The organism is Bosea sp. ANAM02 (assembly GCF_011764485.1).
Taxonomy (GTDB): Bacteria; Pseudomonadota; Alphaproteobacteria; order Rhizobiales; family Beijerinckiaceae; genus Allobosea.
Genome location: NZ_AP022848.1, coordinates 3,894,248 through 3,913,506 on the forward strand (window position 1 = coordinate 3,894,248; position 19,259 = coordinate 3,913,506).

Genomic DNA, 19,259 nt, shown 5'->3' on the forward strand with positions numbered 1-19,259 from the left:
TTCCGGGTTCTTCGCTTCGCAAAGCCCCGGAATGACAACGGGCAGTTCTCAGGCGTGCCCAGCCTCGCGCGACAGGAAGGCAGGGTCGATGCCGATCTTGCCGAGCGCGCGCTGGTACTTGGTCTCGACGCTCTCGTCGAAGAGCAGTTCGGGATCGGCGGCGCAGTGCAGCCAGCCGTTCGACTGGATCTCGGCCTCCAATTGCCCCGCGGCCCAGCCGGCATAGCCCAGCGCCAGCACCGCATTCTCCGGGCCGTCGCCATTGGCGATGGCGCGCAGGATGTCGAGCGTCGCGGTCAGGCAGATGCCCTCGTCGATCGGCAGGGTCGCCGATTCCAGGAAGAAATCGGCCGTGTGCAGGACGAAGCCGCGCTTGGTCTCGACCGGCCCGCCGCGCAGAACCTGCATGCGCTCGGCCCGGCTCGGCAGGCGGATCGCCTCCTCGGAGGGGATCACGTCGAGCTGGACGAGCAGCTCCGGAAATTTCGTGTCGCCCGCCGGCTTATTCACGATAATGCCCATCGCCCCGTCCTCGGAATGGGCGCAGACATAGACGACGCTGCGGCTGAAGCGTGAATCCGCCATGCCCGGCATCGCGATCAGGCATTGCCCGTCGAGATAGGAGCGGCCGCCGACGCGCGATTGTGAGCCAATCTTCATGACCTGCATGCTAGAGGCTGTCGGGGAGTCTCGGCAAGGCTTGGCTCTCCGCCTTCGACCGAAACGCAAGACCCCTCCCACCGAACGCGCCCTTGGATCACATTCTCGTGCGCCGAGGGCCCGTCGCACCCCCATACCGCCATTATCGCGATTGTGCCCCAATCCTGCGCCAGGCTCCGGCTCGATCGCTCAGGCATCGACCGGCGGAGGAAGACAGGTTTTGTTCGCTTTTCAGGCTCGCAATCGGTAAAGGCTGGGCCCGTGAACCGTATTCTTCCCCTGCTGGCACTGCTGCCCCTTGCTTTCGGCCATGCCGCCGGCGCGCAGGAGGCAGCCAACGAGGCCGCGACTTCGCCCTGGTCGGCGAGCGACCACGCGAAGCTGCGCCTGATCGCGGGCCCGACGACGCCGACCGGGAAGCAGCGCGTCGGCGTCGAGATCGTGATGTCGCCGGGCTACAAGACCTACTGGCGCAGCCCCGGCCAGTTCGGCGTGCCGCCGGCCTTCGACTGGACCGGCTCGACCAATATCGGCGGGCTCGACGTGCGCTGGCCCGTGCCGGAGCGCTTCCAGGATTCGGCCGGATACTCCATCGGCTATGTCGGCGAGGTCGTGATCCCGATCTCGGTCCAGCCCGTCGATCCGTCGCGGCCGGTGATGGTCGTGCTCAAGCTCGACTATGCCGTCTGCGAGAAGATCTGCATCCCGGCCAAGGGCGAGGCCAGCCTGTGGCTCGAGCCCGGCGTGACGACGGTCACCTCGCCGCGGCTCGAGAGCTTCGAAGCGCGCGTGCCGGTGCCGGCCAGGCCCGGCCCGCACAGGGAGAAGATCGCGATCGTCGATGCCGGGCCCGACGACAGCGTGGTCGATCCGGGCCTGCGCCTCGTCCTGCAGCCGCCGGCGGAAGGCCGGATCGAGGATATCTTCGTCGAGGGCTCCGGCATGTGGTCCTTCGGCAAGTCGCGATTGACGCCGCAGGCCGACGGCACGGTGCTCGCCCAGATCCGGATCGACGAGCGGCCGAAGGGCGCGGCCGGCCCGATCCCGCTGATCTTCACCGTTCGCGGCACGCCGCGGCCGATCGAGACGCGGCTGGAACTCGACATCCCCGCCGGCAAGCCCTAATCCGTGAGGCCGGGCGGCCCCTTCCGCCGCAGGCTTCACGGAGAGACAGGCTGATGACCATCAAGGTGGGTGACAAGCTTCCCCAGGCGACGTTCCGCGTCATGACGGCCGACGGCCCGGCCGCGCGCACGACCGACGACCTGTTCGCCGGCAAGAAAGTGGTGCTCTTCGCCGTGCCCGGCGCCTTCACCCCGACCTGCCATCGCAACCACCTGCCCGGCTATCTGGAGAAGGCGGCCGAGATCAAGGCGAAGGGCGTCGACGCCATCATGGTGACCAGCACCAACGACGTCTTCGTCATGGACGCCTGGTCGAAGGCGACCGGCGGCGCCGGCGTGATCGAGTTCCTTTCGGACGGCAACGCCGATTTCGCCAAGGAAATCGGCCTGTCGCTTGACGGCTCGGGCTTCGGCCTCGGCACCCGCTCGCAGCGCTATTCGATGCTGGTCGAGAACGGCGTGGTGAAGGTTCTCAGCGTCGAGGAAGCCGCCGGCAAGGCGGAAGCCTCCGGCGCCGAGGCGATGCTCGCCAAACTCTGAGCCAGAGGGCACGGAGAGAGATTGAAGCCCGCGCAGTCGCTGCGCGGGCTTTTTGTTGGCTCGGCGGATGGAGCAAATGTCTGCAAAGGGTCGAAAGCGGACGATTACCGGGAGCACCAAGCCAATGCGTCAAACCTGCCCTGGTCCGAAAGGTCGCGTTTGAAAAAGCCACGGATTGTATCCCCGACGCGACCGCGCCAATAAATGCATGGTGACATGTCGATCAATAGTCGCTCTGGCCCATCCATCGCCGCTCGGGGCCGAACCACGACGCGAGTGCATTTCCCATCCTGATTTTGGACATCGACGACAATACCTTCCACCGCGACGGCATTTCGCCCGCATCCAAGTTCCAGCGTCTCGGTGGAAAGGCGGCCCCATGGGTACATGGCTCGACAACGCACGTCCGGGCAACTCTGGAGCGGCCTCGCCGACGATGATGTGCAATCGACTGCAGACGCGATTGCGACAATCATGATTACATTCCGCATCGTCAGTCTCCGCGCCTCAGCCAAAATCAGGTCGGGCAGAATTGTGGGAGCCCGCGACAACGATGTTGACTACACGATCCCGCAAATCTGGCATGTCCGCTACGGGTCGTAAGCCGACCTAGCTTTTGACATTGCGAGGAATGCACCGCCTCTTAAACTGCTCCACTTCTCTGGCGCATGGAGAGAGCTCATGCCGTTTCAGGGCTTCGTTGTCGAACCTGCGGAGCTGGCAAAGTTGGCTGGCGCTTTCGATGCGGCTTGGCTGGCGGTGAACAGCGTCAACACCATCGGCGGTCAGCAGCAGAGGCGGGCGAGAGCCCGCCTGGCGACTATCATTCTCGATCTTTGGAGGGAGGATTCCGCTCAGGCCTTGAGCGCCAGCGCCGTCGAGCGCTTCCTGGCATCGGACCAGCCCCACTGATCGATCCGATCTGCGCTTGTCATGAGACAAGCCGCGAAGCCCCGGCTAGCTTCCGGGTCGGAGGAGAATACCGATGGCCGAGATCACCATCCGCCCGCTTGCCGCGACCGACCGGGAGGCCTGGACGCCGCTCTGGCATGGCTACCTGAAATTTTACAAGGCTACCCTGCCGCCTGACATCGACGCGATCACCTTCGGGCGCCTGACCGGCGGCGAGGAGCCGATGGGCGGCTTCCTCGCCTTCGAGGGCGACAAGCCGCTCGGCATGGTCAACTGGGTGCTCCACCGCACGACCTGGAGCGAAAAGCCGATCTGCTATCTGCAGGACCTGTTCATCGTGCCGGAATCGCGCGGCACCGGCGTCGGCCGCAAGCTGATCGAGGCGGTGAACCAGATGGCGCGGGTGAAGAACTGCTACCGCGTCTACTGGCAGACGCATGAATCCAACCTGCAGGGACAGGCGCTCTACGACAAGGTCGCCGACAAGTCCGGCTTCATCGTCTACCGCCAGCCGCTGGGTTGAGGGGCGACCGAAAGCAACCGTGATCGCGATCCGGGACAGGGATGAGGTCATCGAGCGGCTCGGCGCCGATCCGCTCGCCAATGTCGTGTTGCTCAAGCATCTCTCGGCCTATCCGCAGCATACGCGAGCGTTTCAGCGATGCTCCCCGGTCGGCACGGCAACGCTCGTCCTGATGGACACCGCAGCCAGCGACTATGACCGCAAGACCTATCCGACGGCGGCCCATGCCGCCCTCATCCGCAGCGACGATGCCGCACTGACGGAGGCGCTGCTCGGCGAACTGCCAACAGATAGCGGCATCGTCTTCAAGCTGGGCAGCACAGCCGAGCACGATGTAGTCAAGCGACGCTATCCGCTCGCGCGCAAAACCAGCTTCCTGTCGTTCACCTCATCGGAGCGCATTCCCGGCCGTGACAAGGGCATCGTCGGAGAGAGCGCCACGGATGCCATGTACGCGCTCTATCGCACGCAGAATCATGAACAGGACTGGCTCTCGGCGCTGCTGACGAGCGGACGCGCCTTCACCTGCATGATCGACTCGGGCGATGAGCCGCTCTCCGTCTGCTTCGCCTTCGAGAGCTATGGCCAAGTCTGGGAAATCGGCGGCGTGGTCACGCGGCCCGAGCAGCGCGGGCGCGGCCTTGGATCGCGCGTGGTCGGAACGGCGCTCGAGGAGTTGGCGCGGCGCGGGCTGATGGCGCGCTATCAAGTCCATGAGGACAACATTGCCTCGATCCGCCTCGCAGAATCGCTCGCGATGAAGCCGCTCCTGCGCCTGACCCATTACCTGCACGAGTGCTAGGCACAGGGCCAAGCGAAAATCAGCGACCACCGCTCTTGAACGGCGCCATGCCGGCGCGCGCCAGGGCATCGGCGCGCTCGTTCATCGCGTCGCCGGCATGGCCCTTGACCCATTTCCACTCGATCTTGTGGCGGCCGAGCGCGGTTTCGAGGCGTTGCCAGAGCTCGGCATTCTTGACCGGCTTGCGGTCGGCCGTCTTCCAGCCGTTCTTCTTCCAGCCATGGATCCAGCCGGTGATGCCCTGCCGCAGATACTGGCTGTCGGTGTGGAGCGCGACCGTGACCGGGCGCTTCAGCGCCTCCAGCGCGGCGATCGCCGCCATCAGTTCCATGCGGTTATTGGTGGTCTGCGCCTCGCCGCCGGAGAGTTCCTTCTCGACGCCATTGAAGGTCAGGATCGCGCCCCAGCCGCCGGGACCAGGGTTTCCCGAGCAAGCGCCGTCCGTCCAGACTTCGACCGTGTCGCTCATCGCTTCAACCCATATTCGCGGGCGTCGGCGACGCGCTGGTGGAAGGCGAGCTTGCGGTCGTATTCGAGCGGATCATGCGGCTTGACCAAGGCGCCCGGCGGCACGTTGAGCCAGTCGACAAGGCGCGTCAGCAGGAAACGCAGGGCGCTACCCCGGCAGAGCTGCGGCAACGCCTCGACCTCCGCCTCATTCAGGGGCCGGACGCTCTCGTAGCCGGCGAGAATGGCCTGGCCCTTGGTCAGGTTGAACGAGCTGTCGGCCTCGAAACACCAGGAGTTCAGGCAGATCGCGAGGTCATAGGCATAGGCGTCGGTGCAGGCGAAATAGAAGTCGATCAGCCCCGAGAGCCGGTCGCCGATGAAGAAGACGTTGTTGGGGAAGAGATCAGCATGGATCACGCCGCGCGGCAGGTCTTGCGGCCAGCTCGCCTCATGCACGGCGATCTCGGCGGCGACGCGGCGCGCGAGGCCCGGCGAGACCTTGTCGGCATCGGTGCCCGCCTGCTCGGCGAGCGGACGCCAGCCCGGCACGGAAAGCGCATTGACCCGCTCCATCGTGAAATCGGCGCCGGCCTGATGCAGAAGGGCGAGGCCGCGGCCGAGCTCCTGGCAATGGGCCGATGTCGGGCGGCGCACGGAGAGACCATCGAGAAAGGTGACGATCGCGGCCGGGCGCCCGGCGAGGCGGCCAAGCATCTCGCCACGGCTGTCGCTGACCGGCTGGGGGCAGATCACGCCGCGCGCGGCCAGATGCTGGATCAGGCCGAGGAAGAACGGCAGGTCCTCCGGGTTAACCCGCTTCTCGTAGAGAGTGAGGATGAAGGCGCCCTGCGTGGTGCGGATCAGGTAGTTCGAATTCTCGACGCCCTCGGCGATGCCCTTGGCGGAGAGGAGCTCGCCGATGCCGTAGCGCGCCACGAAGGCGGCCATCTCGTCATCGGGCACTTCGGTATAGACGGCCACGCTTGCACTCTTCTGCTGGACTATTCCGCCGCCTCGCCGCGCAATTCGCGCGGCAGCGGGAAGAAGACGTTCTCGTCCGCGGTCGAGACGGTCTCGACGCGGACGTCATAGCGCACAGCGAAGGCGTCGATGATCTCCTCGACCAGCACCTCGGGCGCGCTCGCGCCGGCTGTGATGCCGAGGCTGCGGATGTTGCCGAAGACCGACCAGTCGATCTCGTCGGTACGCAGCACGAGCCGCGCCACCGGGCAGCCGGCGCGCTCGGCGACCTCGCGCAGGCGCTGCGAGTTCGAGGAATTCGGCGAACCGACGACGATCAGCCCTTCGACCAAGGGCGCGACACGCTTCACCGCCTCCTGGCGATTGGTCGTGGCGTAGCAGATGTCTTCCTTGTGCGGGGCGATCAGCTCCGGGAAGCGGGCCTGCAGGGCCTCGACGATCTCGCGGGTATCGTCGACCGAGAGCGTGGTCTGGGTGACATAGGCGAGCGGCTGGCCGTCCGGTGCCTGAAGCGTCGCGACGTCGTCCAGCGTCTCGATCAGGGTGATCGCGCCCTCGGGGAGCTGGCCCATCGTGCCGATCACCTCGGGATGACCGGCATGGCCGACGAGCAGGATATGGCGGCCGCGCTTGTGATGGACCTCGGCCTCGCGATGGACCTTGGTCACGAGCGGGCAGGTCGCGTCGATGGCGAAGAGATTGCGCGCCTTCGCCGCCGCCGGCACCGCCTTGGCGACGCCATGCGCCGAGAAGATCACCGGCCGCGTCTCATCCGGCACCTCGTCGAGCTCGGCAACGAAGACCGCGCCTTTCCGCTTCAGGGATTCGACGACGTATTTGTTATGGACGATCTCGTGGCGGACATAGACCGGCGCGCCATGCAGCGTCAGCGCCTTCTCGACGGCGTCGATGGCGCGCACCACCCCGGCGCAGAAGCCGCGCGGGGCACAGAGCAGGATGTCGAGCGGCGGCTTGGTCACGCGCAGGGGAACTCCATCAGTCCGCGTCTTCTTTCGGCGGGATCGGGGCGATGTCAAGGAAGCGAAGCGGCACAGGCAGACACATCTGTCATTCCGGGGCGCGCCGCAGGCGCGAACCCGGAACCCACGACGGGGTGGGACCTCGGGTGTTCAGTTGCAGGCCGCTCACCCGATCGTGGGTTCCGGGTTCTTCGCTGCGCGAGGCCCCGGAATGACAAGGGTTGGGCTGCCCAAGAGCGATCCATCGATCGCCCGCACCGCCCAAGGCTTGGGCGCCATGCCGATTGCCTCTCGCAGGATCGCCGTCGAAAGCCTAGATAGAGCGACGGCCCGCCACGCGGAGCGCCGCGCCGGACCGCCAAGCCCGTTCCAAAAGCCCCGAGTCCCGCATGGCCGACGCAGCCTCGCATGCCAGCTATCTCCCGCCGATCCTGACATTCTGCGCCGGGGCGGTGATTGCCGTGCCCCTGTTCCGCAAGCTCGGCCAGTCGGCGGTACTCGGCTATCTCGCGGCCGGCATCGTGATCGGCCCCTCGATCCTCGGCGTGATCAAGGACCCGGATGCGATCCGGGGCACGGCCGAGATCGGCGTCGTGCTGCTGCTCTTCCTCGTCGGCCTCGAATTGCAGCCCGCGCGGCTCTACTCGATGCGCAAGGACATTCTCGGCGCCGGCCTCGCGCAGATGGCTTTGAGCGCCATCGGCGTCGGCCTTGCCAGTTGGTGGTTCGGCCTGTCGACGGCGGGCGCCGTCGCCGTCGGCGTGGCACTCGCTCTCTCGCCGACGTCGATCGCACTGCAATTGCTGGAGGAGCGCGGCGACGGCAACGAGACCTATGGCCGCCGCACCTTCTCGATCCTGCTGTTCCAGGACATGGCGATCGCACCCGTGCTGGCGCTGCTGCCGCTGCTCGCGACCACCGGCGGGCGCGAAGCGGGAAGCCCGATGATGGCGCTGGCGAGCCTCGGCATCGCGCTCTTCGCACTGGTGCTGATCGTGCTGGCCGGGCGCTATGTGATGAACCCGTTCTTCCGCATCCTTGCCCATACCGGCGCGAAGGACGTGATGACGGCCGCCGCGCTGCTGATCGTGCTGGGTTCGGCGCTGCTGATGGAGCATGTCGGGCTCTCGATGGCGATGGGCGCCTTCCTGGCCGGCGTGATGCTGGCCGATTCGCATTTCCGGCATGAGCTGGAGGCCGATATCGAGCCCTTCCGCGGCGTGCTGCTCGGCCTGTTCTTCATGGCTGTCGGCATGTCGCTCGACCTCAAGCTCGTCGCCGACAACTGGCTGCTGCTGGCGCTCGCCGCACCGCTCCTGGTGCTGTTCAAGATCGCGGTGGTGACCTCGATCCTGCGGCTGTCCTGTTCGTCCTGGCTCGAAGCGGTGCGGGCCGGCGCCCTTCTTTCCCCGGCCGGTGAATTCGCCTTCGTGCTGCTGCCGCTCGGCCTCGCGAACGGGCTGCTCACGGCCCAGCAATCGGCGATGGTCACCGCGCTCGCGGCGATCAGCATGCTGCTCGGCCCCGTGGTCGCCAAGCTGATCGACGCGAGGCTGCTGGCGCGCGTCACGCCCGCGACGATGGACGAGGATTACGAAGGCGCGGGCGACAGCCCGGTCATGGTGATCGGCTTCGGCCGCTTCGGCCAGATCGTGACGCAGGCCCTGCTGCTCCAGCATATCGACGTCACCGTGATCGATTCCGATGTCGAGCGCATTCGCTCGGCCGCGCAGTTCGGCTTCAAAATCTATTATGGCGACGGCACGCGGCTCGACGTGCTGCGCGCGGCGGGCGCCGGAAAGGCCCGCGTCATCTGCATCTGCGTCGATGACCGACAGGCGGCGCTGCGGATCGTCGAGATGGTGAAGGCAGAGTTCCCGAGCGTGCGCCTGCATGTGCGGGCGTATGACCGCATTCACGCGATCGAGCTGATGAAGGCGAATGTCGATTTCCAGATGCGCGAGACTTTCGAATCGGCCCTGGGCTTCGGCCGCGTCACGCTGGAAACGCTCGGCCTGACCCGCGACGAGGCCGATCTCGTGATCGACCATGTCCGCGACCGCGACGCGCAGCGCATGGAGATCCAGTTCCACGAAGGGCTCGCCGCGGCGATCAACCGCGTGCCGCGCGTCACGCCGGAGCCGCTGGTCGCGCCCAAGGCCAAGTCGAAGCCGCTCACGCCGGAGACGCGGCAGGTCATCGAGGACGGCGGGGCGGAAGTCGCCGTCGGCGGCGTCGGCGAACCCGAGCGATGAGCGAGGCGGCGGCGCGGCCGGCACAGGCCGTCTTCCTCGAGGGACCGCTGATGCGCCATGTCGCGGTGATGACCGCGACGAGTTCGGTCGGCCTGATGGCGGTCTTCGTCGTCGATCTTCTGTCGCTGCTCTACGTCTCCTGGCTCGGGCGGCCGGAGGCGACGGCCGGCGTCGGCTTCGCCACGATCGTGCTCTACCTGATGATCTCGGTGAATGTCGGCCTGATGATCGCGGTGACGGCGCTGACCTCGCGCAGCATCGGCGCGGGCGACCGCCCGGCGGCCCGGCGCATCGCGGCCTCGACCATGGTGCTGTCGGCGCTCGTCGCGCTCGTCATCTCGCTTGCGGCGCTGCCCTTCCTGCCGAAGCTGCTCAGCCTGCTCGGCGCACGCGACCAGTCGCATGCGGTCGCACTCTCCTTTCTCCAGATCGTGCTGCCCTCGAACGCCCTGATGGCGATCGGCATGGGCCTCTCCGGCATCCTGCGCGCGGTCGGCGACGCCAGGCGCGCGATGTTCGTGACGCTCGGCGGCGGCATCGCGACGGCGGGCCTCGACCCGCTGCTGATCTTCGGCTTCGGGCTCGGGCCGGACGGCGCCGCGATCGCGATCGTGCTGGCGCGCGTCATCATCGTCGCCATCGGCTTCCATGGCTGCGTGAGCGTGCATGACATGATTGACCGCCCGCGGCTCGCCTTCATCCGACAGGATGCCGCCCGGGCCTTCGCGATCGCGGGACCGGCGATCCTGACCAATCTCTCGAACCCGATCGCCAACGCGGTCTTCGCCAGCGTCGTCGCCCGCTTCGGCGATGCGGCGATCGCAGCGCTCGCGATCGTGGACCGGCTGGTGCCGGTGGCCTTCGGCGTCCTTTTCGCGCTGTCGGGCTCGGTCGGGCCGATCCTCGGCCAGAACTGGGGCGCCGGGCGCTTCGACCGGATGCGCCGGGGCCTGACCGATTCGGCGATCTTCGCCGCAGCTTGCGTTCTCGTCTCCTGGGCGCTGCTCTTCGCCTTTCGCGGCCCCCTCGTCTCCGCCTTCCATGCAACGGGGCTGACGGCGGAGCTCGTTCTGTTCTTCTGCCTGATCGCCGGGCCGATGTGGATCTTCGTCGGCATGCTCTTCGTCGCCAACGCCGCCTTCAACAATCTCGGCATGCCGTTCCTGTCGACGCTGTTCAGTTGGGGCCGCGCTACGCTCGGCACCGTGCCGCTCGCCATCCTCGGCGCGCATCTCGCCGGGCCGAAGGGCGCGATGGCGGGCTCCGCGCTCGGCGCCGTCGCCTTCGGCGTGCTGGCGCTGATCTTCGCCTATCGCGGCATCGCCCGGCTGGAGCGCCGGGCCGCGCAACGGCAAGCCGCAACCGATTTGCCAGGCAAGGACACCCTGCTATCGTCGCCCTAGGCATGGGACCAAAGGCCGGCCGGGGAGAAGCGTCCATGATGAACCTGTTCGATATCATGCAATCGGCCCAGCACGGCCAGGCGCTGCCGAACCTCGCCCAGCAATACGGCCTGAGCCTGCAGCAGACGCAGGCCGCGCTCGATGCCCTGCTGCCGGCCTTCTCGATGGGCTTGCAGCGGCAGACGCGCGACCCCTATGCCTTCGGCTCGCTGGCGCAGATGATGACGGCCTCGCCCTATGCGCGCTTCTTCGAGGCGGGTGGCTACGGCATTCCCGCCGGTGCGCAGACCGCCGGCAACGACGTGCTGAGCCAGCTCTTCGGCTCGCGCGAAGTCAGCCAGGCGATCGCGGCGCAGGCAGCCGCGACCAGCGGCGTCTCGCAGGCTATCCTCAAGCAGATGCTGCCGGTCATTGCCGCGATGCTGATGGGCGGCCTGTCCAAGACATCGAGCAACGAGGGGCTGGGCGGCATTCTCGGCCAGTTTGCCGAGATGATGCGCGGCCAGATGCCGGGCATGCAGCCCGCACCGCAGCAGCAGCCGCAGATGCCGGCCAATCCGTTCGAGGCGATCCTCAAGGGCATGTTCGGCCAGGCCGGCGGCCAGCCGCAGCCCAGCCCGCAGGCCGCCCCCTCCGATCCGTTCGGCGGCGCGCTCGGCCAGATTCTCGGCGGCATGTTCGGCGGCATGGCGCAGCCGCAGCCGGAGCCGGAACCCGCTCCCCGTCCGCGTAGCGCGCCGCGGCGCGCGTCCGTGCCGGAACCGGAGCCCGAGGAGACCGCGCCGTCATCCTCGGCCAATGGGCCGGGCTCGATCGGGCTCGACGCCCTCAACCAGATGTTCGAGCACGGCCGCCAGATCCAGGACGACCATCAGAACGCGCTGAAATCGATCCTCGACGCCATGCTCGGCGGCGGGCAGGGTCGCCGCTGAGACGCCTCGGTTTCTGTCTGCAGGGCGCATGAAAAAGGGCGGAAGCACGAAGCTCCCGCCCGCAGGGACGCTGCCGCCAAGGGGTCAGGCGCAGCGTGCAACCGTGATATCGGCCTTCCCGGCCAGCATCGGAGCTGCGCCGGCATGGCGCAGGGCATGTTCGCGCCGCGCGGCAGCGAGGTTCGATGAGGAGCGGGAGCGCTCGGCCAGGACGGTCGAGGGATCGTCGAGCCAGGACGTCGCCAGCGCGCCGTCGATATCCGAGCGCACGAGGCCGATATCCTTGAGACCGCGCTCGTCGAGCTCGGCACCCAGGCGCATCACCTCACGGCGATGGATCAGCGCGCGCACGAGTTGAATCGTTCCGGCAGCAGCGATGGCGGCAACACGCGTGACGCCGGCCGAAACGGACGAGAGCGACTTCGCGGCAATGGTCATGAGCAGCATGACGGCCTCCTCTGGCGGTGCGGAACGTTGATCTTGTGCCTCTCCCCCCGCCCGGACGCGCCATTGACAGGGAATTTCGGAGCGCATTCGGACTCTAGCGAGGCTCTGGCCATCAGCCAAACGAATGGTTATGATGTCTCGCAACACTGATATTGATGAACAGTGACGGGGATCGCCCATGGCCCATGTGCTCGATGCCGATCAGCTCAAGACCTTCGTTGCGATCGCCGATACGGGCTCCTTCACCCGCGCCGCCGAGATCGTCTTCAAGACACAGTCGGCCGTTTCCATGCAGATGAAGCGGCTGGAGGAGCGGGTCGGGCGGCCCCTGTTCGGCCGTGACGGGCGCCATGCCAAGCTGACCGAGGATGGCGAGCGCCTGCTCGACTATGCCCGCCGGATCGTGCGCCTCAATCTCGAATGCGTGGCGTCCTTCGCCGATGCCGATCTCAAGGGCCGCATCCGCCTCGGCGTGCCCGACGACTATGCCGATCGCTACCTGCCGGAGATCCTGGCGCGCTTCGCCCATTCGAATCCGCGCGCCGAGGTCACCGTCGTCTGCGAGCCGACGCCGATGCTGGCGGAGCGGATCGCGACCGGCGATATCGACCTCGCGATCATCACCCATGTCGAAAGCCGCGGCCAGGGCGAGATCATCCGCATCGAGCCGCTGCTCTGGGTCACCTCGGCGCGCCACAGTGTGCATGAGGAGGACCCGCTGCCGCTGGCGTTGGGCCGGCCGACCTGCAACTGGCGCCAGGCCGCGGTCGATGCGCTGGAATCGAAGGGCCGCCGCTTCCGCGTGCTCTATGCGAGCTGGAATTCAACCGCAGTCGGCGCTGCGGTGTTGGCTGGGCTCGCGATCTCGGTGCTGCCGGAGAGTGCCGTCAGGCCGGGCATGCGCATCCTCGGGCCCTCGGAAGGCTTCGCGACCTTGCCGTCATGCAAGATCGGGCTCTTGCGCACCCGCTTCGACCCGTCGGTTCTGTCCAACGCGCTGGCCGAGCACATCATCCAGAGCCTCGACAATCTGGCGAGCTTCAAGACGGCGGCGGAGTAGGAAATCAGGGGCCCTTCAGGGGGGCGGCCGCGGAAGCCAGGAACGTATTGACCCGCTCTCCGAAATAGGTGAGCGATCCGATTATCGTGATAGAGATGATGCTGGCGACGAGCCCGTATTCGATCGCGGTCACCCCACGCTCGTCGCGGATGAACTCGGAGAAGCTGGCTCGAATCCGTTTCATGCCGCAACGTTAGCGGCAAGCTTCATCCAACTGGTTAATTTCCGAAGCACAATCTGCTGGAAAATGCGCTCTTCAGGCGGGCTGCAGCGATTTCAGAGCGCCATCTCGGTCATCACCGGCTCGACCTTGCCCTGCCAGGCGTCGCGGTAGCGCGCCTGCAGCGCCTGCGCCAGGTTCTGGCGGCGCTCCAGAATCGCGTCCAGCGGCTCCAGGAAACGGGTCTCGTCCTGCCCGGCGGCGTTCTTCAGAGCCCTGCGGGCGAGCCCGGCGCGCGACAGCGCCACGACCTCGGCCGCGATCTCGACGAGTTTGCGCCCGCCGATGGCGGCGGCAAGACCCTCGCGCGGCACCGCATCGCGCAAAGCCTGCCGTTCCGCCGCGCTCCAGCCCCTGACGAGGTCCCAGGCCGCATCGAGCGAGACGGTGTCATAGAGCAGGCCGACCCAGAAGGCCGGCATCGCGGTCAGCATGTCCGGCGGGCCGGCGTCGCAGCCGCGCATCTCCAGGAAGCGCTTGAGCCTGACCTCGGGGAAGAGCGTCGAGAGATGGTTGGCCCAATCGGACATCGTCGCCTTCTCGCCCGGCAATTGCGGCAGGCGGCCGGCCAGCAGGTCGCGGAAGGAGGCGCCGGCGACGTCATGATAGGTGTCGCCGCGCTTGACGAAATATAGGGGCACGTCGAGCGCCCAGTCGACATAGCCCTCGTAGGACATGCCTTCGTCGAAGGCGAAGGCGAGCATGCCGGAGCGGGCGTTGTCAGTGTCGCGCCAGATCTCGGAGCGCATCGACTGGAAGCCGTTGAGCTTGCGCTCCAGGAAAGGCGAGGAGGCGAAGAGAGCCGTGGAGAGCGGCTGCAGCGCCAGCGAGACCCGGAGCTTGCGCACCATGTCCGCCTCGCTGGCGAAGTCGAGATTGACCTGCACGGTGCAGGTCCGGAACATCATGTCGAGGCCCATCGTGCCGACCTTCGGCATGTAGTTCGCCATGATCTTGTAGCGGCCCTTCGGCATCACCGGGGTCTCGGCGCGGGTCCAGAGCGGCGAGGCGCCAAGCGCGACGAAGCCGATGCCGTGCGGAGCGGCCACGGCCTTCACGTCGGCGAGATGGGCCTGGAGCTCTGCTTCCGTCTCGTGCAGCGTCTCCAGTGGCGCGCCCGACAACTCGAACTGACCGCCGGGCTCCAGCGAGATCGCGCCGCCGCCATCCGGTCCGGCCAGGCCGATGATATGGCCGGCATCGACGATCGGCTCCCAGCCGAGACGCTTCTGCATGCCTTCGAGCAAGGCCCGGATGCCGCCGGCGCCGTCCCTGCCCTCATAAGGCACGGGAGCGAGATCGCTGCGATAGAACGGGAATTTCTCGTGCTCGGTGCCGATGCGGAAGGACGAGGCCGGTTTCTCGCCGGCGGCGATCCACGCGATCAGTTCGGCCTTGGAACCGATCGGGGTCGAATCGGACACGTCGCGAGCCATGGGCGCTCCGGCAGATGAGACAAGACGACCGGCCCCGACACCGAAGGTGCGGAGGAAGCCGGAGAAGGATGCACAGACATAGGCGAGCGCCGGGCGCTCGACAACGACCGGCAATGTGCATTCATGCAAAGGCGACCGGCGCTGGCGGCAGGCCTCGCCGGCTTTCCTTCAGGCCCTCGGCCAGTCGCCAAGCACCGCCTGCACCAGCGCGAGTGCCGCGACCGCCGCGGTGTCCGCCCGCAGGATGCGCGGGCCGAGCGAGATCGGCAGCGTGTTGGGCCGCGCCCGGATCAGCTTGCGCTCGGCCTCGTCGAAACCACCCTCGGGACCGATCAGGACGGCGAGCGGGGCAGGCTTGCGCTCCGCCAGCGCGGCGACCGGGCTCGCCTCAGTCATATCCTCGTCGCAGAAGATCAGCAGCCGCTCCGGCGCAAGCCCCGCCAGGGCGGCCTCCAGCGGCCGCTCCGGCTCGATCGCGGGCAGGCTGAGAATGCCGCATTGCTCGGCCGCCTCGACGGCATTGGCGCGCATCCGGTCAAGATTGAGCCGGGAGACCTGGGTGCGCCGGGTCAGGACGGGCTGCAGCAGGCCAGCCCCCATCTCGACGGCCTTCTGCGCCATGTAATCCAGCCGCGCATGCTTCAGCGGCGCGAACAGATAATGCAGGTCGGAAGCCGGGGGCTGCGGCTTCGTCTGCCGGACCAGTTCGAGATTCGCCTGCTTGCGCCCCTCCGGCACGAGGCGTGCCAGCCATTCGCCGTCGCGCCCGTTGAAGACGAGAACCGTGCCATCGACCCGCAACCGCAGGACATTGAGCAGATAATTGGCCTGCTCTCGTTCGAGCGGGAGAATAGCCGCCGCGGCCAGGGGCTGATCTATGAACAGCCGGTGCCGGGCGAAATCGGGAACGGACATGGGCGCAGGCATCTCCAGCACGCGGTGGCAGAGTTGGGGAAGTAACGCGAAAAACGCCACAATCCCCTTGTAACAGGCAGCGCATCCCACAAGACCACCCATGGACTCGCAAGAGTCGTTGGCGTTAACAGCGCCTGCTGTTAAGGACGTATTTAACGATCGGCCGGGCGTGCCGGCAATCCGGAGTAAGGACACCATGCGGCGTTGGATGGCTTCAGGCGTTATCGCGGTGCTCGGCCTTGCCGTGGCCCCGTTCCTGATCGCGGCTTCCGCAAATGCGCAAATCTCCGGCTGCGAGCAGATCCAGAAGCTGCTCGGCGAGCGCCAGTCGATCGTGTCTCGGCTCTCGGCCGCCCAGAAGGCCAAGAAGAAGATGACGCCGCAAGAGGCGTGCAGTTCCTTCGGCCGCCTCGTGAACAACGGCGACGCCGCGATCAAGTTTGCCAACGCGAACAAGGACTGGTGTCAGATTCCGCAGACCTTCATCGACGGCATGGAGGCCGACAACAAGAAGGTGGCCGGCTTCCGCGCCCAGGCCTGCAACGCCGTGAAGCAGCAGGCCGCGATGGAGCGCCGTGCCCGGCAGCAGCAGGCGCAGGGCGCCAACCCGTTCGGGGGCGCCGATTCGATCACCAGCGGCGCCGGCGGCGGGATGCGCGTTCCGCAGGGCGCGCTCTGACCGGCGCCCCGGCGCCATGCCTGGACCGAAACCCGCAGGGGCCATGCCGGGAGGCGACGCGCCTCTACCCGATGCCCTGAAGGGGCATTGGGTCGATACGCGGGCGCCCCTGGCGACGCGGCCGTTCCTCAAGCTTGCCCGCATCGAGCGACCGATCGGCTGGTGGCTCCTGCTGATGCCTTGCTGGTGGGCGGCGGGACTTGCAGCCATCGCCGCCGGCCAGCCTTATCCCGATCCCTGGCACTGCCTGCTCTTTTTCGTCGGTGCGGTGCTGATGCGCGGGGCAGGCTGCACCTTCAACGACATCATCGACCGCAAGCTCGACGCCGAAGTGGCGCGCACCCGCGGACGCCCGCTGCCCTCCGGGCAGGTCACGGCGAAGGCGGCCGCACTGTTCATGGTCGCGCAGGCGCTGGCGGGGCTCGTCGTGCTCCTGCAGTTCAACCGCTTCACGATCGTCCTCGGCATCGCCTCGCTTGCGATCGTCGCGATCTATCCGTTCATGAAGCGGATCACCAACATGCCGCAATTCGTGCTCGGCCTGGCCTTTTCATGGGGCGGATTGATGGGCTGGAGCGCCGTGTTCGGCCGGCTCGATCCGCCGGCCTACCTGATCTATGCCGCCGCGATCGCCTGGACCGTCGGCTACGATACGATCTACGCGATGCAGGACCTCGAAGACGACGTCATCGCCGGCATCCGCTCGAGCGCGCGCTATTTCGGCGACCATACGCGCAAGGCCGTGGCGATCTGCTTCGCGCTGGCGGCCGTTCTCACGGGCACGGCGATCTGGCTGGTCGGGGGCGGCCCCGTCGCCTGGCTCGGCTTCGCCGCCTTCGCCGTGCATCTCGGCCGGCAGGTCACGCGCATCGATGGCGCGACGGCGCCTGAAGCCTTGCAAATCTTCCGGTCGAACCGCGATGCCGGCTTGCTGCTGGCCGCCGGACTGGCGCTCGATGCAGCGAGCCGGTCGTTGCTCTGAAAATCAGTCCGTCATCCGTTCGCCGCTGACGATCACCGGCAATTCGGCGAGGCGGCCGGTCTTGCGACGGGTCAGGAAGCGCGGGCGGCGGCCGTTGAGCAAGCCGTGGCGGCGGCGGATGCGCACCGCGCCCAGCGTGACGCGGCCGAGCTGCGGATAAGGCTCGCTCACCACGCCGTCGGCGGCTTCGAGCAGCAGCGGCAGGCCGCTGGTACGACCGAAATCGCGCCAGAGGGCCACCGCATCCTCCTGATCGACCGAAGCCACGACGATGGAGCGGCCGTCGCCGGCGGTCAGGGCCAGTTCGAAACGTTCGTCGTCGCCGGCCGGATCGGCCAGACGCAGCGCGACGCCGCGCCATTTGGCGGTGCCACGCAGGATCCGCACGGAGCCGACGCGCTCGATCGCCGGAGCGACCGGCCGGGCCGGCATCGGGTTGCGGGAAACGATCGCGGGGGTTGTCGGACCGCCGGAGAGAACAGGCACAAAACCGCTCTCTCCGGCGGCCGGCGTGACGCTGGCCATCGGTTGTAACGCCTCTCTGTAATCCCTGCTGCAACGGAGCCCTCTGTCCATGCCGGGGCTCTCGTGCTTGCCTTGCGAGGATGGCGGCCAGCCGTGTCCGAGCGCTTAAGGGGTTGGGTTAAAGGAAGGTGATTTCGCCCCGATCCGGCCCGAAACGAGCCCTTTCCCGCCGGATGCTTGACGGAATCTTTCGATCCGCAGCCGCATTTTCGGCTTGAAACGGAGCGTTTCGCGGCCGATAGGAAAGTTATGAACGCAACCACGCTACCGATCGCGGCCGAGCTGCTGAAGGCCGTCGGCGAAAGCTGCCTGGAAGCCGGCACGATAGCCTCGGATCTCTTCCGCCCGGGCGCGACGACCGCGGCACGGACCTGGTCGAAGAGCGGCGGCTCCCCCGTCACCGAGGCCGATATCGGCGTCGACACCTTCCTGCGCATCCGCCTGTCGGAGCTGCTGCCGGAGGCCGCCTGGCTGTCCGAAGAGACTGTCGACGATGCCCAGCGCCTGTCGCGCCGCTTCGTCTGGGTCGTCGATCCGATCGACGGCACCCGCGCCTTCATGCAGGGCTCGCCGGACTGGGCCGTCTGCGTGGCCCTGCTCGACCAGGGCGCGCCGATCCTCGGCATCGTCCATGCGCCGGCCTGCCAGGCGACCTATCGCGCGCTCGCGGGCGGCGGCGCGACGCTCAACGGCGAGACCATCCGGACCTCGTCCGCGCGCAGCCTGACCGGCGCGCGCATCGCCGGTCCCAAGCCGATGCTGGAGGCGCTCGCGCAGTCTGAGACCTTCGAGGCCGTCGGCCGAATTCCGTCGCTGGCGCTGCGCCTGACGCGGATAGCCGACGGCAGCATCGATGCCGGATTGATCTCACCCGATGCCCGCGACTGGGATCTGGCCGCGGCCGATCTCGTGCTGAGCGAAGCCGGCGGACGACTGAGCGATGGTGAGGGCCGACCCGTCATCTATAATCGCGAGGTGCCGGTCCATGGCATGCTCGCGGCGAGCAACGGCCAACTGGCGACGCCGCTGCAAGCCGCGATCGAAAGGCTGCGCGACGGACGGACGCAGTCCGCCTGACGTTTTTTTCAACGTTCACCGACGCAGCCTGCTCGCATGGGCAGCCGGGATGGCTTATGGGGGCGCGAAGCCCCTTGCAGGAGAGTTCGATGAGCACCGAGCCGGAACAGAAGCAGCTTCTCCACCTCGTCCTGGGAGGCGAGCTCGCCTCGCTAGACGGCATCACCTTCAAGGACCTGTCAAAGCTCGACATCGTCGGCGTCTTCCCGAACTATGCCACCGCCCATACGGCCTGGAAGGCCAAGGCGCAGCAGACCGTCGACCAGGCGCAGACGCGCTACTTCATCGTCCATCTCCACCGCCTGCTCGATCCCGAGACCACCAAGGTCTGAGCTGCGACAGGTTCAAACGACAGA

At 67.2% G+C, this 19,259-nt stretch carries 22 protein-coding genes; 13 read left to right on the forward strand and 9 right to left on the reverse strand.

Annotated features, from left to right (window positions below; translation table 11 throughout):
* Positions 1 to 48 precede the first annotated feature (48 nt).
* Positions 49 to 660 carry a YqgE/AlgH family protein gene (locus tag OCUBac02_RS18630; protein ID WP_082009654.1) on the reverse strand — a complete coding sequence of 204 codons (612 nt, stop codon included), beginning with the start codon at positions 658 to 660 and terminating at the stop codon, positions 49 to 51.
* A 261-nt stretch (positions 661 to 921) separates the two neighbouring features.
* On the opposite strand from OCUBac02_RS18630, the gene OCUBac02_RS18635 reads away from it, so the two are divergent.
* The 5 genes from OCUBac02_RS18635 (at position 922) to OCUBac02_RS18655 (ending at position 4,561) form a co-directional block, all read left to right on the forward strand.
* Complete coding sequence (locus tag OCUBac02_RS18635; protein ID WP_173047731.1) at positions 922 to 1,785, forward strand: protein-disulfide reductase DsbD domain-containing protein; 864 nt, start codon at positions 922 to 924, stop codon at positions 1,783 to 1,785.
* A 53-nt stretch (positions 1,786 to 1,838) separates the two neighbouring features.
* Positions 1,839 to 2,324: a peroxiredoxin gene (locus tag OCUBac02_RS18640; protein WP_173047733.1), complete on the forward strand. Its 486-nt coding sequence runs from the start codon at positions 1,839 to 1,841 to the stop codon at positions 2,322 to 2,324.
* Positions 2,325 to 3,005: 681 nt separating this feature from the next.
* Positions 3,006 to 3,236, forward strand: a complete 231-nt coding sequence (locus OCUBac02_RS18645) for a hypothetical protein (RefSeq protein WP_173047735.1) — start codon at positions 3,006 to 3,008, stop codon at positions 3,234 to 3,236.
* A 73-nt stretch (positions 3,237 to 3,309) separates the two neighbouring features.
* The gene (locus OCUBac02_RS18650; protein ID WP_173047737.1) at positions 3,310 to 3,759 is read left to right on the forward strand and encodes a GNAT family N-acetyltransferase; all 450 of its coding nucleotides are present in this window, start codon (positions 3,310 to 3,312) and stop codon (positions 3,757 to 3,759) included.
* Positions 3,760 to 3,778: 19 nt separating this feature from the next.
* Positions 3,779 to 4,561 carry a GNAT family N-acetyltransferase gene (locus tag OCUBac02_RS18655; protein ID WP_173047739.1) on the forward strand — a complete coding sequence of 261 codons (783 nt, stop codon included), beginning with the start codon at positions 3,779 to 3,781 and terminating at the stop codon, positions 4,559 to 4,561.
* A 19-nt stretch (positions 4,562 to 4,580) separates the two neighbouring features.
* Here the strand turns inward: OCUBac02_RS18655 and rnhA are convergent, their stop codons facing one another.
* Genes rnhA through ispH form a run of 3 tightly spaced genes read right to left on the reverse strand, consistent with a single transcriptional unit; the run spans position 4,581 to position 6,972 of the window.
* On the reverse strand, positions 4,581 to 5,030 hold the full coding sequence (gene rnhA / locus OCUBac02_RS18660; RefSeq protein ID WP_047576601.1) for a ribonuclease HI: 450 nt from the start codon (positions 5,028 to 5,030) through the stop codon (positions 4,581 to 4,583).
* Complete coding sequence (locus OCUBac02_RS18665) at positions 5,027 to 5,992, reverse strand: homoserine kinase (RefSeq protein WP_047576600.1); 966 nt, start codon at positions 5,990 to 5,992, stop codon at positions 5,027 to 5,029. The genes rnhA and OCUBac02_RS18665 overlap by 4 nt, the downstream gene beginning before the upstream one ends.
* 20 nt (positions 5,993 to 6,012) lie before the next feature.
* Entirely contained in the window at positions 6,013 to 6,972 is a 960-nt protein-coding gene (gene ispH, locus OCUBac02_RS18670; RefSeq protein WP_173047741.1) for a 4-hydroxy-3-methylbut-2-enyl diphosphate reductase, read from the reverse strand.
* Between the two features lie 389 nt (positions 6,973 to 7,361).
* On the opposite strand from ispH, the gene OCUBac02_RS18675 reads away from it, so the two are divergent.
* From OCUBac02_RS18675 to OCUBac02_RS18685, 3 genes are read left to right on the forward strand one after another with little or no spacing between them, the layout of a single operon-like run.
* Positions 7,362 to 9,227 carry a monovalent cation:proton antiporter-2 (CPA2) family protein gene (locus tag OCUBac02_RS18675; RefSeq protein ID WP_052232121.1) on the forward strand — a complete coding sequence of 622 codons (1,866 nt, stop codon included), beginning with the start codon at positions 7,362 to 7,364 and terminating at the stop codon, positions 9,225 to 9,227.
* On the forward strand, positions 9,224 to 10,630 hold the full coding sequence (locus OCUBac02_RS18680) for an MATE family efflux transporter (protein ID WP_173047743.1): 1,407 nt from the start codon (positions 9,224 to 9,226) through the stop codon (positions 10,628 to 10,630). Before OCUBac02_RS18675 ends, OCUBac02_RS18680 begins: the two co-directional genes overlap by 4 nt.
* Positions 10,631 to 10,665: 35 nt before the next feature.
* A complete protein-coding gene (locus tag OCUBac02_RS18685) occupies positions 10,666 to 11,562 on the forward strand; it encodes a DUF937 domain-containing protein (RefSeq protein ID WP_173047746.1) in 897 nt (298 codons plus the stop codon).
* 84 nt (positions 11,563 to 11,646) lie between these two features.
* On the opposite strand, the gene OCUBac02_RS18690 is transcribed toward OCUBac02_RS18685, so the two are convergent.
* Positions 11,647 to 12,009 (reverse strand): DUF1127 domain-containing protein, encoded by a 363-nt coding sequence (locus OCUBac02_RS18690; protein ID WP_052232451.1) that lies wholly within the window; start codon positions 12,007 to 12,009, stop codon positions 11,647 to 11,649.
* Between the two features lie 178 nt (positions 12,010 to 12,187).
* On the opposite strand from OCUBac02_RS18690, the gene OCUBac02_RS18695 reads away from it, so the two are divergent.
* The gene (locus OCUBac02_RS18695; protein ID WP_047580398.1) at positions 12,188 to 13,069 is read left to right on the forward strand and encodes a LysR substrate-binding domain-containing protein; all 882 of its coding nucleotides are present in this window, start codon (positions 12,188 to 12,190) and stop codon (positions 13,067 to 13,069) included.
* Between the two features lie 4 nt (positions 13,070 to 13,073).
* Here the strand turns inward: OCUBac02_RS18695 and OCUBac02_RS18700 are convergent, their stop codons facing one another.
* The 3 genes from OCUBac02_RS18700 to OCUBac02_RS18710 form a co-directional block, all read right to left on the reverse strand.
* The gene (locus OCUBac02_RS18700) at positions 13,074 to 13,253 is read right to left on the reverse strand and encodes a Flp family type IVb pilin (protein WP_047580399.1); all 180 of its coding nucleotides are present in this window, start codon (positions 13,251 to 13,253) and stop codon (positions 13,074 to 13,076) included.
* A gap of 92 nt (positions 13,254 to 13,345) precedes the next feature.
* Positions 13,346 to 14,725 carry a glutamate--cysteine ligase gene (locus tag OCUBac02_RS18705; RefSeq protein ID WP_173047748.1) on the reverse strand — a complete coding sequence of 460 codons (1,380 nt, stop codon included), beginning with the start codon at positions 14,723 to 14,725 and terminating at the stop codon, positions 13,346 to 13,348.
* A gap of 168 nt (positions 14,726 to 14,893) precedes the next feature.
* The gene (locus tag OCUBac02_RS18710) at positions 14,894 to 15,640 is read right to left on the reverse strand and encodes a 16S rRNA (uracil(1498)-N(3))-methyltransferase (protein ID WP_173047750.1); all 747 of its coding nucleotides are present in this window, start codon (positions 15,638 to 15,640) and stop codon (positions 14,894 to 14,896) included.
* A 100-nt stretch (positions 15,641 to 15,740) separates the two neighbouring features.
* Between OCUBac02_RS18710 and OCUBac02_RS18715 the strand changes: the two genes are divergently transcribed.
* A complete protein-coding gene (locus OCUBac02_RS18715) occupies positions 15,741 to 16,319 on the forward strand; it encodes a hypothetical protein (RefSeq protein WP_156134502.1) in 579 nt (192 codons plus the stop codon).
* Positions 16,320 to 16,362: 43 nt separating this feature from the next.
* On the forward strand, positions 16,363 to 17,301 hold the full coding sequence (gene ubiA, locus OCUBac02_RS18720) for a 4-hydroxybenzoate octaprenyltransferase (RefSeq protein ID WP_173047752.1): 939 nt from the start codon (positions 16,363 to 16,365) through the stop codon (positions 17,299 to 17,301).
* Between the two features lie 3 nt (positions 17,302 to 17,304).
* Here ubiA and OCUBac02_RS18725 read toward each other — a convergent pair whose 3' ends face one another.
* Entirely contained in the window at positions 17,305 to 17,826 is a 522-nt protein-coding gene (locus OCUBac02_RS18725; RefSeq protein ID WP_173047754.1) for a DUF6101 family protein, read from the reverse strand.
* Between the two features lie 249 nt (positions 17,827 to 18,075).
* Between OCUBac02_RS18725 and OCUBac02_RS18730 the strand changes: the two genes are divergently transcribed.
* Positions 18,076 to 18,903 (forward strand): 3'(2'),5'-bisphosphate nucleotidase CysQ, encoded by an 828-nt coding sequence (locus OCUBac02_RS18730; protein ID WP_173047756.1) that lies wholly within the window; start codon positions 18,076 to 18,078, stop codon positions 18,901 to 18,903.
* An 89-nt stretch (positions 18,904 to 18,992) separates the two neighbouring features.
* Complete coding sequence (locus OCUBac02_RS18735) at positions 18,993 to 19,235, forward strand: DUF4170 domain-containing protein (protein WP_047577168.1); 243 nt, start codon at positions 18,993 to 18,995, stop codon at positions 19,233 to 19,235.
* The last annotated feature ends 24 nt before the right edge of the window (positions 19,236 to 19,259 follow it).

Coding starts and splice junctions, on each gene's coding strand:
- OCUBac02_RS18735 (WP_047577168.1), top strand. CDS start 18,993: ATGAGCACCGAGCCGGAACAGAAGCAGCTTCTCCACCTCGTCCTGGGA.
- ubiA (WP_173047752.1), top strand. CDS start 16,363: ATGCCGGGAGGCGACGCGCCTCTACCCGATGCCCTGAAGGGGCATTGG.
- OCUBac02_RS18710 (WP_173047750.1), bottom strand. CDS start 15,640: ATGTCCGTTCCCGATTTCGCCCGGCACCGGCTGTTCATAGATCAGCCC.
- OCUBac02_RS18725 (WP_173047754.1), bottom strand. CDS start 17,826: ATGGCCAGCGTCACGCCGGCCGCCGGAGAGAGCGGTTTTGTGCCTGTT.
- OCUBac02_RS18715 (WP_156134502.1), top strand. CDS start 15,741: ATGGACTCGCAAGAGTCGTTGGCGTTAACAGCGCCTGCTGTTAAGGAC.
- OCUBac02_RS18630 (WP_082009654.1), bottom strand. CDS start 660: ATGAAGATTGGCTCACAATCGCGCGTCGGCGGCCGCTCCTATCTCGAC.
- OCUBac02_RS18690 (WP_052232451.1), bottom strand. CDS start 12,009: ATGCTGCTCATGACCATTGCCGCGAAGTCGCTCTCGTCCGTTTCGGCC.
- OCUBac02_RS18650 (WP_173047737.1), top strand. CDS start 3,310: ATGGCCGAGATCACCATCCGCCCGCTTGCCGCGACCGACCGGGAGGCC.
- OCUBac02_RS18730 (WP_173047756.1), top strand. CDS start 18,076: ATGAACGCAACCACGCTACCGATCGCGGCCGAGCTGCTGAAGGCCGTC.
- rnhA (WP_047576601.1), bottom strand. CDS start 5,030: ATGAGCGACACGGTCGAAGTCTGGACGGACGGCGCTTGCTCGGGAAAC.
- OCUBac02_RS18645 (WP_173047735.1), top strand. CDS start 3,006: ATGCCGTTTCAGGGCTTCGTTGTCGAACCTGCGGAGCTGGCAAAGTTG.
- OCUBac02_RS18700 (WP_047580399.1), bottom strand. CDS start 13,253: ATGAAACGGATTCGAGCCAGCTTCTCCGAGTTCATCCGCGACGAGCGT.
- OCUBac02_RS18685 (WP_173047746.1), top strand. CDS start 10,666: ATGATGAACCTGTTCGATATCATGCAATCGGCCCAGCACGGCCAGGCG.
- OCUBac02_RS18695 (WP_047580398.1), top strand. CDS start 12,188: ATGGCCCATGTGCTCGATGCCGATCAGCTCAAGACCTTCGTTGCGATC.
- OCUBac02_RS18675 (WP_052232121.1), top strand. CDS start 7,362: ATGGCCGACGCAGCCTCGCATGCCAGCTATCTCCCGCCGATCCTGACA.
- OCUBac02_RS18680 (WP_173047743.1), top strand. CDS start 9,224: ATGAGCGAGGCGGCGGCGCGGCCGGCACAGGCCGTCTTCCTCGAGGGA.
- OCUBac02_RS18705 (WP_173047748.1), bottom strand. CDS start 14,725: ATGGCTCGCGACGTGTCCGATTCGACCCCGATCGGTTCCAAGGCCGAA.
- OCUBac02_RS18640 (WP_173047733.1), top strand. CDS start 1,839: ATGACCATCAAGGTGGGTGACAAGCTTCCCCAGGCGACGTTCCGCGTC.